Origin of the sequence: Paraburkholderia azotifigens, from assembly GCF_007995085.1 — a bacterium.
Lineage (GTDB): Bacteria > Pseudomonadota > Gammaproteobacteria > Burkholderiales > Burkholderiaceae > Paraburkholderia > Paraburkholderia azotifigens.
Map to the genome: position 1 here is coordinate 1,151,776 of NZ_VOQS01000003.1, position 13,731 is coordinate 1,165,506.

Below are 13,731 nucleotides of genomic sequence, written 5' to 3' on the forward strand. Positions count from 1 at the left end.
TCCATCAAAAACAATCAGGTTTGCGGTTTGACAGGGCGATTGGGCGTCCCTAGTCTTGCAGCAACATCATGCGGTCACGGCACAGCGTAACGAAAAACCAACGCCCGTGCGCGTGCGAAGTTTGATGGTTTTTGATGGCGCATGATGCCACAGCGGGAAACACCAGCGGCACACACCACATAAAACGCAGCGACCGGGTTCATCGCCAACGCGCGCAGCCCGGCAGAAAAGGAGACATTCGAATGACCAATCTCGTCAGGCGCTCGCTCCTGCGCGCGGCAGCGGCGGCACCCGTCGCCGGCGCGCTCGGGTTTCCCGCCATCGTCCGTGCCGCTGCGCCGCAATACACGTTCAAGTACGGCAACAACCTGCCGCTCACGCACCCGCTCAACATCCGCGCGAAGGAAGCCGCGGATCAGGTGAAGGAGCAGTCGAAAGGCCGCATGGAAATCCGCATCTTCCCGAACAACCAGCTCGGCGGCGATACCGACATGCTCGCGCAGGTGCGCAGCGGCGGCATCGAAATGTTCACGCCGTCCGCGCTCGTCGTGTCGACCCTCGCGCCCGTCGCCGCCATCAACGCGATCGGCTTCGCGTTCAGCGACTATTCGCAGGTGTGGGGCGCGATGGACGGCAAGCTGGGCGCGTATGTGCGCGCCGCGATGTCGAAGGCCGGCCTCGAATCGTTCGAAAAGATGTGGGACAACGGCTTTCGCGAGACCACGTCGAGCACGCGCGCGATCGCCAACGCATCGGACATGCACGGCCTGAAGATCCGTGTGCCCGTCAGCCCGTTGAGCATCGACATGTTCAAGGGACTCGGCGCCGCGCCGACGAGCCTGCAATTCAGCGAGGTCTATTCGTCGCTGCAGACGCATATCGTCGATGCACAGGAGAACCCGCTGCCTATCGTGCAGGTGGCGAAGCTCTATGAAGTGCAGAAGTATTGCTCGCTGACGAATCACATCTGGGACGGCTTCTGGTTCGTGCTGAACCAGCGTGCGTGGCAAAAGCTGCCGAAGGACCTGCAAGGCATCACGGCCGATGCATTCAACCAGGCCGCGCTGCGTCAGCGCGACGACGTGCGCAAGCTCAACGATGCCGCCGTCGCCGATCTGCAAACCAAGGGTCTGACGATCAATCGTCCGTCGCCCGACACGTTCCGCTCGGCACTGCGGCAAGCGAACTTCTATGCCGACTGGAAGAACCGCTTCGGCAACGAGGCGTGGTCGCTGCTGGAAGGCTACACGGGCAAGCTCGCGTGAGTCGGCGCGATGTGCCGCACACATCGCGCGCTTCGTTGACGGGAGAGACCGACATGACGGATCAAGCACTGCCGCACGCAGCCCTCGCCGATCCCACGGCGGCTGCGCAGTTCGCCGCAAGCGGCCCGCAACGCTGGCTGCGGCGCTTCGATCGCGCGGTGATCGCGCTCGTCGAAGGTGCGTGTGCGCTGCTGCTTGCCGTTGAAATCGTCGTGCTGCTGGCGGGTGTCGTGTGCCGCTACGCGCTGCATCAGCCGCTCGTGTGGTCGGATGAACTGGCAGGCATTCTGTTCCTGTGGCTGTCGATGCTCGGCGCCGTGCTCGCATTGCGGCGCGGCGAGCACATGCGGATGACGGCCTTCGTCAGCCGCCTGTCGCCGCAGCGGCGCGCGCTCGTCGACACGCTCGCCATCGTTTTATCGATCGCGCTGCTCACGCTCGTGCTGTGGCCCGCCTACGATTTCGCTGCAGCGGAAGCGGTCATTCTCACGCCCGCACTGCAGATCAGCGATGCATGGCGCGCGTCCGCGCTGCCCGTCGGTGCGGCGTTGATGCTGCTCGTCGGGCTGATGAGGCTCGCACAGGTGAGCCGTATGCGCGACATGCTAGCGGCGCTCGTTTTCGTCGTCATCGTCGCGGGCGTCGTCGCCTGGGCCGCGCCCGCACTGCCCGATCTCGGCAAGGCGAACCTGCTGATCTTCTTCGTCGGCGTGGTCGCGGTCGGCATTTTTTCCGGCGTGCCCATCTGCTTTTCGTTCGCGCTCGCAACCTTTGGCTACCTGAGCCTCACCACCGACACGCCGCTCGAAGTGATCGTCGGGCGCATGGACGAAGGCATGTCGCATCTCGTGCTGCTCGCCGTGCCGCTGTTCGTGTTCCTCGGCCTGATGATCGAGATGACGGGCATGGCGCGCGCAATGATCCAGTTTCTCGCGAGCCTCGTCGGCCATGTACGCGGCGGCCTGTCGTATGTGCTGATCGGCACGATGTATCTGGTGTCGGGCATCTCGGGCTCGAAGGTCGCCGACATGGCCGCGATCGCGCCCGTGCTGTTCCCTGAAATGAAACGGCGCGGCGCCGACGAAGGCGATCTCGTCGCGCTGCTGTCGACGGCAGGCGCGCAAACGGAAACCGTGCCGCCGAGCATCGTGCTCATCACGATCGGCTCGGTCACGGGCCTGTCCATTTCCGCGCTCTTCACGGCGGGCATGCTGCCCGCGCTGGTGCTCGCGCTGATGCTGTGCTTCGTCGTGTGGCTGCGCTATCGCAAGGAAGACTTGAGCCATGCGCAGCGTTTCAATCGACGCGAGATCGGCCGCATGTTCATCGTGGCGTTGCCCGCGCTCGCGCTGCCGTTCGTGATTCGCGGCGCGGTCGTCGAAGGCGTCGCGACTGCAACCGAGGTATCGACGATCGGCATCGCGTATTCGGTGCTCATCGGCCTGTTCGTCTACCGGCGCTTCGAGTGGTCGCGCTTGCCCCGCATGCTCGTCGATGCCGCGACGCTGTCGGGCGCGATCATTTTCATCATCGGCTGCGCGACGGCGATGGCGTGGGCGCTCACGCAATCGGGCTTCTCGCAGGATCTGGCCGCGTTGATGACGGCGCTGCCGGGCGGCTCGTGGGCATTTCTCGCGCTGTCGATCGTCGTGTTCATCGTGCTCGGCAGCGTGCTCGAAGGTATTCCCGCCATCGTGCTGTTCGGCCCGCTGCTGTTCCCCATTGCGCGCGCCGCCGGCGTCAACGAAGTGCACTACGCGATCGTCGTGATTCTCTCGATGGGCGTCGGCCTCTTCTCGCCGCCGTTCGGCGTCGGCTACTACTCGGCGTGCGCGGTGAGCCGCATCAATCCCGACGCGGGCATGCGGCCGATCATCGGCTATATGAGCGCACTCGTGCTCGGGCTGATTCTCGTCGCGTTCGTTCCGTGGATATCGACCGGCTTCCTTTAGGCGCCACTCCGTTCCCATCTGGCGCATCAACCGTCAGGCAGTTCTTCACGATCCCTTCTTCGCATCGGGAGTGTCTTCATGAGTCGTTTTTTTGGCGAAATCCGCCAGGCCGGTTACGTCGTGCGCGACATCGAAGCGGCAATGGATCACTGGAGCCGCGTGCTCGGCGTCGGCCCGTGGTTCTATAACGAGCGCGTGCCGATCGAGGATTATCGGTACCACGGCGAACGCTACGAGGTTCACAACTCGGTGGCGCTCGCGAATTCGGGCGATCTGCAAGTCGAACTGATCCAGACGCGCAACGACGCGCCGTCGATGTATCGCGACTTTCTCGCCGCGGGCCATACCGGCTTGCAGCACAACGCATACTGGACCACATCGTTCGATGCCGATCTCGAACGTCTGCTGCAACAGGGCTTCAAGGTTGCGATGAGCGGCAACGTCGGCAAGAACGGGCGCTTCGTCTACTTCGACACGGAGCAGCATCCGGGCACGGTGATCGAGCTGTCGGAAGTCGCGGGGCCGAAAGGCAAGCTGTTCGACCTGATCCGCGGCGCGTCGCTGAACTGGGACGGACGCGACGCCGTGCGTCCGTTTCCCGATCTGAACACGCTATGAACGCACGCGACGACAGCATCGAAGCCGACTACCTGGTCGAGACGCCGCTCGATCTCGCGAAAGTGGCGGACACGATGGCAGGCGAACAGTCGAGCGGCACCTTCGTGCGCGTCGCCAACGAAAGCGACGAATTGCGCGCGCGCAGCCGCGCGAGCGTGCTGCGCATCGAGGAACTCGAGCCTGCGCCGCACGCGTCGCTGCCGAGCGCGTGGCTCATGCGGCAACGCATCGATGGACCCTTCAGGCGCGCGCGCGTCACGCTGGCGTTTCCCGTCGCGAACATCGGCGCGAATCTGCCGACGCTCGCCGCCACCGTCGCGGGCAATCTGTACGACCTGGGCGAAGTGACGGGCATGCGGCTGCTGTCGATGCGCGTGCCGCGCGCGTATCGCGAACGCTTCGACATGCCCGAGCATGGCGTAGCGGGAACGCGTCGTCTGACTGGCGTGCAAAACGGGCCGATGGTCGGCACCATCATCAAGCCGAACGTCGGGCTGTCCGCCGGGGAGACCGCGCAGCTCGTCAAGACGCTGTGCGAAGCGGGCATCGATTTCATCAAGGACGATGAGGTCTGCGCGAATCCGCTGCATGCGCCTTTAGATCAACGCGTGCGCGCCGTGATGCGCGAAGTGCGCGCCTATCGTGAGCGCTCGGGCAAGCGCGTGATGGTCGCCTTCAACATCACCGATGATGTCGACGCGATGCGCCGCCACGCGGAACTCGTCGAACGCGAGGAAGGCGACTGCGTGATGGCGAGCATCAACTGGTGCGGCTTCTCCGCGATCCAGGCGTTGCGCCGCGCGACGCCGCTCGCGCTGCACGCGCATCGCAACGGCTACGGCATGATGTCGCGCGACGCCGCGCTTGGCATTGGCTTTCAGGCGTATCAGACGCTCTGGCGGCTCGCGGGCGTCGATCATATGCACGTGCATGGACTTGCGGGCAAGTTCGCGCAAAGCGATGCCGAAGTGAGCGAGTCCGCGCGCGATTGCGCGACGCCGCTCGCCGAAGGACTCGACGACCGCGTGCTGCCCGCATTCTCGTCCGGCCAGTGGGCGGGCACAGTGCCCGCGACGTTCGACGCGGTCGGCAGCACGGATCTGCTCTTCATGTCGGGCGGCGGGGTGCTCGCGCATCCGGACGGGCCGGCGGCGGGCGTGCGCAGCGTCCGGCAGGCGTGGGACGCCGCGCAATCGCACACGCCGCTGCACGATCATGCAAAGCACGCGCCCGAATTGCAGGCCGCGCTCGCATTCTTCGGTGAACGGACATGAGTGCATCCGGCGCCGTGCAGTACGGCTTCTATGGCGACGATTTCACGGGCGCGACCGACACGCTCGCGCATCTCGCTCGCGCCGGCCTGAGGACGCTGCTGTTTCTTGCGCCGCCGGACCGCGCGCGGCTCGACAGCGTCGGTCCGCTCGACGCAATCGGCATTGCGGGCGCCGCGCGCGCGATGCCGCCGTCCGCGATGGCCGGGGAACTTGCACGCGCAGGCGCCTGCCTCGCGTCGCTCGGCGTGCGCGTGATGCACTACAAGGTGTGCTCCACCTTCGACAGCGCGCCCGAAGCCGGCAACATCGCGACGGCTATCGCCACGCTGCGCCGCGTGTTCACGAATCCGTTCGTGCCTGTCGTCGGCGGCCAGCCAGGGTTGCTGCGTTACTGCGTGTTTGGGCAACTGTTCGCGGCGGCAGGCAGCGACACGCACGCGATTCATCGGATCGACCGTCATCCGACGATGAGCCGTCATCCCGTCACGCCGATGAACGAGGCCGATCTGCGGCTGCATCTGGAACGACAGGGTTTGCGCGACGTGGCGTCGGTGGATTGGCGCGCCTATTCGTTGCCGTTCGCGAAACTCGATGCGATGGTCGACGCGAAAATCGCACTGCGCTCGCCTGCAATTCTCTTCGACGTGTTGTGCGACGACGACCTGCGCACGCTCGGCAAGCTGATCGAAGCGCGCTCGCGCCGCGCACCGTTGCTGGCAGTGGGTGCGAGCAGCGTCGCTCAGGCATGGTGTGCCGCCGATGCCGCGCTCGCGCAGCGCGAGCATCAGACGCCGCCGCTAGGCCGCGCACAAGGGCCCGTGTTCGTTCTCGCAGGCAGCCTCTCGCCGACGACGGCCGCGCAGATCGAAGCCACCCACTCGTACTGGAAGATCGAACTCGACCCGCTCGAATCGGCTGGCGGCCCGCCGCGTTTCAGCGCGGCGCCTATCGTCGACATGTTGCGCGAAGGACGCAATGTGCTGGCCTTCACGCGACGCCCGGCGGCATCGGCGACCAACGCGCCACAACAGGAAGCGAGCCGCGCACGGACGGCTGAAGCGTGCGCGGCGCTGCTGGGCGATGTGGTGCGCGCAGCCAGTCCGCGACGCATCGGCATTGCGGGCGGCGACACGTCGAGCCACGCGGTGCAGGCGCTGGACGCCTGGGGCCTGTCCTATCGCGCCCCGCTGACGACGGGTGCCACCGTATGCCGTCTGCACGCCGACGAGCCTTCGCTCGACGGCATCGAGATCATGTTCAAGGGCGGACAGATGGGCGAGATCGACATCCTCGAACGGTTGATCACCGGCTGAAACGCGCTTCGGGTGTTGGGCGTCAGCCCTCCACCTTCGACATCACAGCCGTCGCCGGGTCGTACGAATAGCCCTTCTGCGCCAACTGCTGCGTCATCGTCGCGCCGATCAGCTTCTTCTGCGCTTCGCGGAACACCAGTTCGTGATCGGGCTTGAGCCGCTCGAGTTCGAAGGACAGCCTGCGCAGCAGCGCGACTTCGCCCGTGCTGCGCGCATCGATGAAGAGGATCTTTTCGTTCGCCTGCTCGAGCCGCTGCTTGATGTCCTTCGCATACGTCACCCACTGATCGGCGTTCGCGCGCAGATCGTTGTAGGCCTTCGTGTGGGCTTTCGACTGCGCGGCGAGCTGGCGTTGCAAGGACGCGATCTCTTCCGCGATGTCGATACCGCCCTGCTGCTCGCCCGCTTGCTCGCCCGCCTGCGCACCCGCCTGCGCACCTTTCGCTGCGGCCTGTTCGCGAGGCCGCCCGGCGAGACTTTGCGCGAGTTCGGCTGCGCGCTGTTCCGCTGCATCGGCGCGTTCCTTCGCGGCGAACGCGTCTTGCGTTGCGCGCGCCAGTTCGGCGCTGGCCGCCGTCTGCGACTCGCTCATCGCGCTGATCTGCGCGCGCGCTTCGTCGAGTTCGCGTGCGACGCGCTGCAGTTCGTCGAGTTGCGTCGACGCCTTGTCGCTGCGCGCGGCAGCCGCTGCGCGTTCGGATGCAAGGCTTTGCTCCGATTGGGCTGCCTGCCGTTCGGCCGCCTCCGCTCTTTCCTTTGCCGCCGAGGCGTCCTGTTCGAGGCGCTTCAATTCGGAACTCGCCGATGTCTGCGCTTGCGTCAGCGTATCGATCTGCTTGCGGGCTTCGTCGAGTTCCTGTTTGGCGCGTTGCAGCTCGTCGCGTTGCGCGGACGCTTCCGCGCCGCGCGCCGATGCTGCGTCGCGTTCCGACGTGAGGTCCTGGTTCAGTTGAGCGACTTGCCGTTCGGCTGCATCCGCCCTCTCCGTCGCCGCGGATGCTTCCTGCGTCAGCCGCTTCAATTCGGCGTCAGCGGATGTCTGCGCGCCCGTCAAGGCATCGACCTTCGAACGGGCTTCGTCCAGTTCGCGTGTGATGCGTTGCAACTCCTCGTGCTGCGCCGCGGCGTCGTTGCTGCGCGCGGCGGCGGCTTCGCGTTCCGTTGCCAGCGTCTGTTCGAGTTGGGCCGCTTGCCGTTCGGCTGCGTCAGCGCGCGCCTTTTCCGCGGATGCGTCTTGCGTCAGCCGCGTCAGTTCTGCATTGGCCGTCGTCTGTGCCTCGGATAGCGCGCTGGATTCCTTGCGGGCTTCGTCCAGTTGCGCCGATGTTTCAGCGATGCGTGCCGTGGCCGCATCGCGCTCTGTCGCGAGTGTTTGCGTCAGCGTATCGATCTCGTTGCGCGCTTCGCCGAGTTCCCGCGTGACGCGCTGCAGTTCGCTGGTCTGAGCGCTGAACTGAGCCGCCGCTTCAGCGCTGCGCGCTGCGGCCAGATCGCGCTCGGCTGCAAGGCTCTGCTCGAGTTGAGCAGCACGCTGTTCGGCCGATTGAGCCCGTTCCGTCGCAGCCGTCACGTCCTGTTCGACGCGCGCGAGTTCGGCGCCGGCCGCGGCTTGCGACTCGGTCAGCGCGTCGATCTGCGTCCGCGCTCCTTCGAGTTCCTGCGTGGCGCGCTGCAAGTCGCTGGTGCGCAACGCCGTGACTTCCCGCGCGGCGGCGAGACTTTGCTCCAGCGCGGACACCTGTTCCTTTGCCGCCGATGCTTCCTCAGTCAGGCGCGTTACGTCGGCACTCGAAGCCGCATGCGCCGCCGTCAACGTGTCGATCTTCGCACGTGCTTCGTCGAGTTCACGCGCGATGCGTTGCCGTTCGTCGCTCTGCGCCGCCATTGCCTCGCGCTCCGCAGCGAGGCTTTGCTCGAGCTGCGCCGCGCGCTGCTCCGCCGCATCGGCCCTTTCCTTCGCCGACGACGCGTCTTGCGTCACGCGCGCCAGTTCCGCCGCGGCGGCCGTCTGCGCGTCCGTCAGCCCGTTGATCTTCGCACGCGCGTCGTCCAGTTCGCGCGTGACACGCTGAAGCTCGTCGCTTTGCGCCGCCGTCGCCTCTCGCTCGACAGCGAGGCTCTGCTCCAGTTGCGTGGCGCGCTGCTCGGCGGCCTCGGCCCGATGCTTCGCCGCCGTCTGCGCCTCAGTGAGCAAGGTCAGTTGCGTTCGCACGCCGTCGAGTTCCTGCGTCACGCGCTGCAGTTCGTCGCGCTGAGCCGCGGTGGCCTCGCGCTCGACCGTCAGGCTCTGTTCGAGCTGTGCGGCGCGCTGGCCTTCGGCGTCCGCACGTTCATTCGCGGCGGATGCCGCCTGCGTCGCCTGCTCCAGCTGGGCATCGGCCAGCGTCTGCGCCTCCGTCAGCGCGCCGACCTGGGCACGCGCTTCGTCCAGATCGCGTCCGATGCGCTCCAGTTCCGCACGCTGCCCGGCCACTTCGGCGGCATGCTCCAGGGCCATGTCGCGCTCGGTGGCGAGGGCGTGGCGGGTGTCGCTCAGGTCGGTCTCGACGGTCACGAGACGCGCGGCGCTCTCGTTCGCCTGAGCCGTCGCCGCGTCGGCACGCGACACGGCCTCGCTGGCTTCCTGCGACAGGCGCTCCGCTTCCTCCGATTTCGCCTGGCACGCTTCGTCGAGCGTCGCGACCTGCCGGCGCGCGTCGTCGCGCTCCCGGCTGATCCGCGCGATCTCTTCGTTCTTGTTCGAAACCGTCGCGGCGAGCCACTCGTTGGCCCGGTGCTGATCTTCGAGCGACGCCTGGATCTCGGCCAGCTTCGCCTCGCCCGACGTTGCCCGCTGGGTCAGATCCTCGATATTCGCTTCCGCAGCCTCGGCCCGGGCGTTCGCAGCCGCAAGCTCGGCCTTCACCTGGGTCGCGGAGTCCTGCACCGCCCGCAGGTCGTTGCGCAAGCCGTCCAGCCGTTCGCGCCCCGATTCGGCTTCTTCGCCCGTCTTCTGATAGGCGGCGAGCGCCTCGTCGCGCTCCTTGCGGAACACGTCGACCTGCTGGCTCGCCGCGCCCAGCCCGACGCTGAGCATCCGCCCGGCGTCGTCCTGGGATGCCATCCAGATCCGGCGCGCGACTTCCATCAAGGTTTCCGCAAACTCGCCCGGCAAGGCTTTCTGGGGCTGGGCCGGCAGAATCTGCGGCTCGCGCGCTTCGCGCCAGCGTTGCAGGGCGGCGGCAACGGCGACGATCGAACCGCCGCGGACCTCCGCCCAGATGGTGACAGGGGAAACCAGACGGCCTTCTTCCGTCATGCGGTCGGCAATGGCTGCGACCTGCTCGTCAATCATGGTGGTGTCTGCGTCTGTGGACATAAGCGCCTCAAGAATCAACTGGCCGGGCGAAAGACCAATTTTTCGATACGTTACTACGTTCGGCGCTCTTCGCGATGGAAGAAGCGTGCCAATGCACATCCAGCAAGCATTTGCGACGCTTGATGGCGGATCGGTTCAGCGTCTTCCGGTCATGAAATCCGCCCGGCGGAAATTTACTTGACACCTAAACTATCAAAACCTAAAGTAAAGGCGAGCACACACGTTGGGGAAGCAGCATGCGCATCGTCTGTATCGGCGGCGGCCCGGCCGGCCTGTATTTCGGGTTGTTGATGAAGCGTCGGCATCCGGCGCACGAGGTGATCGTCGTCGAGCGCAACCGGCCTTACGACACCTTCGGCTGGGGCGTCGTGTTCTCCGACCAGACGCTAGGCAATCTGCGTGCCGCCGACCCTGACAGCGCCGACAAGATCCTCGAAGCCTTCAATCACTGGGACGACATCGAAATCAACTTTCGCGGCGCACAGGTGCGCTCGTCGGGACATGGCTTTTGCGGCATCGGCCGCAAGCGCCTGCTGAACATCCTGCAGGAACGCTGCGAAGCACTCGGCGTGAGGCTGGTGTTCGAAACCCAGGTCGCGAACGACGACGACTACGACGCCGACCTCATCATCGCCAGCGACGGCTTGAACAGTGCGATCCGCCAGAAATACGCCGCCACCTATCAACCCGATGTCGACATGCGCGATTGCCGCTTCGTGTGGCTCGGCACGAAGAAGCTCTTCGACGCCTTCACGTTCGCGTTCGAAAAGACCGAATGGGGCTGGTTCCAGGCCCATGCCTATCGCTTCGACGATCAGACTTCGACGTTCATCGTCGAAACGCCGGAACGCGTGTGGCGTGCCGCCGGACTCGATGACATGAGCAAGGAAGACAGCATCGCGTTCTGCGAGCGGCTCTTCGCGAAGTATCTCGACGGCAATCCGCTGATGTCGAACGCAAGCCATCTGCGCGGCTCGTCGCAATGGATCCGCTTTCCGCGCGTCGTCAATCGCGAATGGGTGCACTGGAAAACATGCGCGCGCGGCAAGCGCGTACCCGTCGTGCTGATGGGCGACGCCGCGCACACCGCGCATTTCTCGATCGGCTCCGGCACGAAGCTCGCGCTCGAAGACGCGATCGAACTCGCGAACAGCATCGACGCGCATCCGCACGATCTCGCCGCCGCGCTCGCTCACTACACCGACGTGCGCAGCGTCGACGTGCTGCGCATCCAGAACGCCGCGCGCAATTCGACGGAATGGTTCGAGCATGTCGAGCGTTATGCGTCGTTCGAGCCGGAGCAGTTCGCGTATTCGCTGCTGACTCGCTCTCAGCGCATCTCGCACGAAAACCTGCGCGAACGCGATGCCGCGTATCTCTCTTCATTCGAAAACTGGCTGTCCGCACGCGCGGGCATCGAACGCGAACCGCAAAAGCATTCCATTCCGCCCATGTTCACACCGTTCACGCTGCGCGGCGTGACGTTGAAGAACCGTGTCGTCGTATCGCCGATGGCGCAGTATTCCGCCGTCGACGGCATTGCGGGCGACTATCACCTGATGCATCTCGGCGCGCGCGCCATGGGCGGCGCGGCGCTCGTGATGACGGAGATGACCTGCGTGTCGCCCGAAGCGCGCATCACGCCGGGATGTCCGGGCATGTATGCGCCCGAGCATCTCGCTGCATGGCGCCGCATCGTGCAGTTCGTGCATGCGCAAAGCGATGCGAAGATCGGCATGCAGTTGGGTCACGCGGGCGCGAAGGCTTCGACGCGTGTCAGCTGGGAAGGCATCGATCAGCCGTTGCCCGACGGTAACTGGCCTTTGGTGTCGGCGTCGCCGCAGCAATATCTGCGCGGCGTGAGCCAATGGTCGCGCGAAGCGACGCACGAAGAACTGCGCGACATCGAAGCGCAATTCGTACGCGCCACGGAAATGGCCGCAGAAGCGGGCTTCGACTGGCTCGAATTGCACTGCGCGCACGGCTATTTTCTGTCGAGCTTCCTGTCGCCTCTCACCAATCATCGCAGCGACGAATACGGCGGTTCGCTCGAAAACCGCCTGCGCTATCCGCTCGAAGTGTTCGCGGCGATGCGCAAAGCATGGCCGCAAGACAAGCCGATGTCGGTGCGCATTTCCGCTCACGACTGGGTCGACGGCGGCACGACGCCTGACGATGCCGTCGCCATTGCGCACGCCTTCAAGGCGGCGGGCGCCGACATGATCGACGTGTCGTCGGGGCAGGTCAGCAAGGAAGAAAAGCCCGTCTACGGCCGCATGTTCCAGACTCCGTTCGCGGATCGCGTCCGCAACGAAGCCGGTATCGCGACCATCGCAGTCGGCGCGATTTCCGAAGCGGATCACGTGAACAGCATCATCGCAGCGGGACGTGCCGATCTGTGCGCGGTGGCGCGTCCGCATCTGGCGAACCCGTCATGGACGCTCAACGAAGCCGCGAAGATCGGCTACTTCGACGTGAACTGGCCGAAGCAGTACACGGCAGCCAAATCGCAGCTGGAACGCAATTACGAACGTGAGCGCGCGCAGGCGGCAGCAAACGCGCGGCTGTCGCCGCAAGAACGCGCAGCGCGCGCAGAAGGAACCGTTTGATGGACACCACGCTTGCAGGAAAGCACGCGGTCGTGACGGGCGGCGGCAGCGGCATCGGCGCAGCGACGGCGCAAGCGCTCGTTCGCGCGGGCGCGCGCGTCACGCTGATGGGCCGCGACGCGCAACGACTCGCCGCACAACGGGAAACATTGAGCGCGTATGGCGAAGTCGCGGCATGTATCAGTGTCGACGTAGCCGACGAAAGTACCGTAAACAAGGCATTTTCTGAAGCGGCGGCGATTTCGGGCGCTGTCGATGTACTCGTCAACAACGCCGGCCAGGCGCAAGCCGCGCCGTTCGCTCAGACGGACGCCGCGCTCTGGCAGCGCATGCTCGACGTCAATCTGACGGGCGTGTTTCTCTGCACACGCGCCGTGTTGCCGTCGATGCTCGAACGCGGCTACGGGCGTGTCATCAACGTCGCGAGCACGGCGGGACAGATCGGCTATGCGTATGTCGCCGCTTATTGCGCGGCAAAACATGGCGTAATCGGGCTCACACGCTCCCTCGCACTCGAAGTCGCGACGAAGGGCATCACGGTCAACGCGGTCTGTCCCGGCTATACGGAAACGGAACTGCTGCGCGCTTCGCTCGGCCAGATCACCGCAAAGACCTCGCGCAGCGAGCAGGAAGCACGCGACATCCTCGTGCGCCACAACCCGCAGCGCCGTTTCGTCTCGCCCGACGAAGTCGCGAACGCGGTGCTGTGGCTATGCATGCCCGGCTCCGAATCCATCACCGGTCAATCCATTTCCGTTTCAGGCGGAGAAGTCACATGAGCAACACAGCCAAGAAGAAGACCACCGACGCCATCGAATCGAAGCCGGCGCGCAAGGGCGTCGAGAAACCCGCGGAGAACGTCGTGGACATGGAAATGAGCACGGGCGCGGACAGTCATATGGGCTTGCGCCTCTGGCTGCGCATGCTGACCACGACCAATCTCGTGCAAGCGGAATTGCGCAAGCGTCTGCGTAACGAGTTCGACACGACGCTGCCGCGCTTCGATCTGATGGCGCAACTGGAGCGTCATCCCGAAGGGCTGAAGATGACTGAACTGTCGCGCCGTCTGATGGTGACGGGCGGCAACATCACGGGCATTACCGATCAGCTGGAAAAAGAAGGGCTCGTCGCGCGCGACACCGATCCGAACGATCGCCGCTCGACCAGCGTGCGCCTCACGACCGAAGGCCGCGCGCTGTTCGACCGGATGGCCGTCGCGCACGAGCAATGGGTTGTCGAAATGTTCGGCGGCCTCGATCTCGACGAGAAATCGCGCACGCATCAGAAGCTCGGCAAGCTCAAGCAGCATCTGCTGAACACGATCAAAAGCTAGCGCGATGTC

Annotated in this window: 9 protein-coding genes; 8 read left to right on the forward strand and 1 reads right to left on the reverse strand. The window is 65.3% G+C overall.

The window, feature by feature from the left end; genetic code table 11:
* Positions 1 to 242: 242 nt before the first annotated feature.
* The 5 genes from FRZ40_RS22375 to FRZ40_RS22395 all read left to right on the forward strand — a co-directional run bounded on the left by FRZ40_RS22375 (position 243) and on the right by FRZ40_RS22395 (position 6,422).
* The gene (locus tag FRZ40_RS22375) at positions 243 to 1,265 is read left to right on the forward strand and encodes a TRAP transporter substrate-binding protein (RefSeq protein ID WP_028363777.1); all 1,023 of its coding nucleotides are present in this window, start codon (positions 243 to 245) and stop codon (positions 1,263 to 1,265) included.
* A gap of 53 nt (positions 1,266 to 1,318) precedes the next feature.
* Positions 1,319 to 3,217 carry a TRAP transporter large permease gene (locus FRZ40_RS22380; RefSeq protein ID WP_147235619.1) on the forward strand — a complete coding sequence of 633 codons (1,899 nt, stop codon included), beginning with the start codon at positions 1,319 to 1,321 and terminating at the stop codon, positions 3,215 to 3,217.
* A 78-nt stretch (positions 3,218 to 3,295) separates the two neighbouring features.
* On the forward strand, positions 3,296 to 3,835 hold the full coding sequence (locus FRZ40_RS22385) for a VOC family protein (protein ID WP_147235620.1): 540 nt from the start codon (positions 3,296 to 3,298) through the stop codon (positions 3,833 to 3,835).
* Positions 3,832 to 5,109 carry a ribulose-bisphosphate carboxylase large subunit family protein gene (locus FRZ40_RS22390; RefSeq protein ID WP_147235621.1) on the forward strand — a complete coding sequence of 426 codons (1,278 nt, stop codon included), beginning with the start codon at positions 3,832 to 3,834 and terminating at the stop codon, positions 5,107 to 5,109. The genes FRZ40_RS22385 and FRZ40_RS22390 overlap by 4 nt, the downstream gene beginning before the upstream one ends.
* A complete protein-coding gene (locus FRZ40_RS22395) occupies positions 5,106 to 6,422 on the forward strand; it encodes a four-carbon acid sugar kinase family protein (protein WP_147235622.1) in 1,317 nt (438 codons plus the stop codon). The genes FRZ40_RS22390 and FRZ40_RS22395 overlap by 4 nt, the downstream gene beginning before the upstream one ends.
* A gap of 22 nt (positions 6,423 to 6,444) precedes the next feature.
* Here FRZ40_RS22395 and FRZ40_RS22400 read toward each other — a convergent pair whose 3' ends face one another.
* A complete protein-coding gene (locus tag FRZ40_RS22400) occupies positions 6,445 to 9,780 on the reverse strand; it encodes a DNA-binding protein (RefSeq protein WP_147235623.1) in 3,336 nt (1,111 codons plus the stop codon).
* Positions 9,781 to 10,016: 236 nt separating this feature from the next.
* Between FRZ40_RS22400 and FRZ40_RS22405 the strand changes: the two genes are divergently transcribed.
* From FRZ40_RS22405 to FRZ40_RS22415, 3 genes are read left to right on the forward strand one after another with little or no spacing between them, the layout of a single operon-like run.
* Complete coding sequence (locus FRZ40_RS22405; RefSeq protein ID WP_147235624.1) at positions 10,017 to 12,389, forward strand: bifunctional salicylyl-CoA 5-hydroxylase/oxidoreductase; 2,373 nt, start codon at positions 10,017 to 10,019, stop codon at positions 12,387 to 12,389.
* Positions 12,389 to 13,168: an SDR family NAD(P)-dependent oxidoreductase gene (locus FRZ40_RS22410; protein ID WP_028363783.1), complete on the forward strand. Its 780-nt coding sequence runs from the start codon at positions 12,389 to 12,391 to the stop codon at positions 13,166 to 13,168. Before FRZ40_RS22405 ends, FRZ40_RS22410 begins: the two co-directional genes overlap by 1 nt.
* Positions 13,165 to 13,722 (forward strand): MarR family winged helix-turn-helix transcriptional regulator, encoded by a 558-nt coding sequence (locus FRZ40_RS22415; protein ID WP_147235625.1) that lies wholly within the window; start codon positions 13,165 to 13,167, stop codon positions 13,720 to 13,722. Before FRZ40_RS22410 ends, FRZ40_RS22415 begins: the two co-directional genes overlap by 4 nt.
* Positions 13,723 to 13,731 lie beyond the last annotated feature (9 nt).

Coding starts and splice junctions, on each gene's coding strand:
- FRZ40_RS22375 (WP_028363777.1), top strand. CDS start 243: ATGACCAATCTCGTCAGGCGCTCGCTCCTGCGCGCGGCAGCGGCGGCA.
- FRZ40_RS22380 (WP_147235619.1), top strand. CDS start 1,319: ATGACGGATCAAGCACTGCCGCACGCAGCCCTCGCCGATCCCACGGCG.
- FRZ40_RS22385 (WP_147235620.1), top strand. CDS start 3,296: ATGAGTCGTTTTTTTGGCGAAATCCGCCAGGCCGGTTACGTCGTGCGC.
- FRZ40_RS22390 (WP_147235621.1), top strand. CDS start 3,832: ATGAACGCACGCGACGACAGCATCGAAGCCGACTACCTGGTCGAGACG.
- FRZ40_RS22395 (WP_147235622.1), top strand. CDS start 5,106: ATGAGTGCATCCGGCGCCGTGCAGTACGGCTTCTATGGCGACGATTTC.
- FRZ40_RS22400 (WP_147235623.1), bottom strand. CDS start 9,780: ATGTCCACAGACGCAGACACCACCATGATTGACGAGCAGGTCGCAGCC.
- FRZ40_RS22405 (WP_147235624.1), top strand. CDS start 10,017: ATGCGCATCGTCTGTATCGGCGGCGGCCCGGCCGGCCTGTATTTCGGG.
- FRZ40_RS22410 (WP_028363783.1), top strand. CDS start 12,389: ATGGACACCACGCTTGCAGGAAAGCACGCGGTCGTGACGGGCGGCGGC.
- FRZ40_RS22415 (WP_147235625.1), top strand. CDS start 13,165: ATGAGCAACACAGCCAAGAAGAAGACCACCGACGCCATCGAATCGAAG.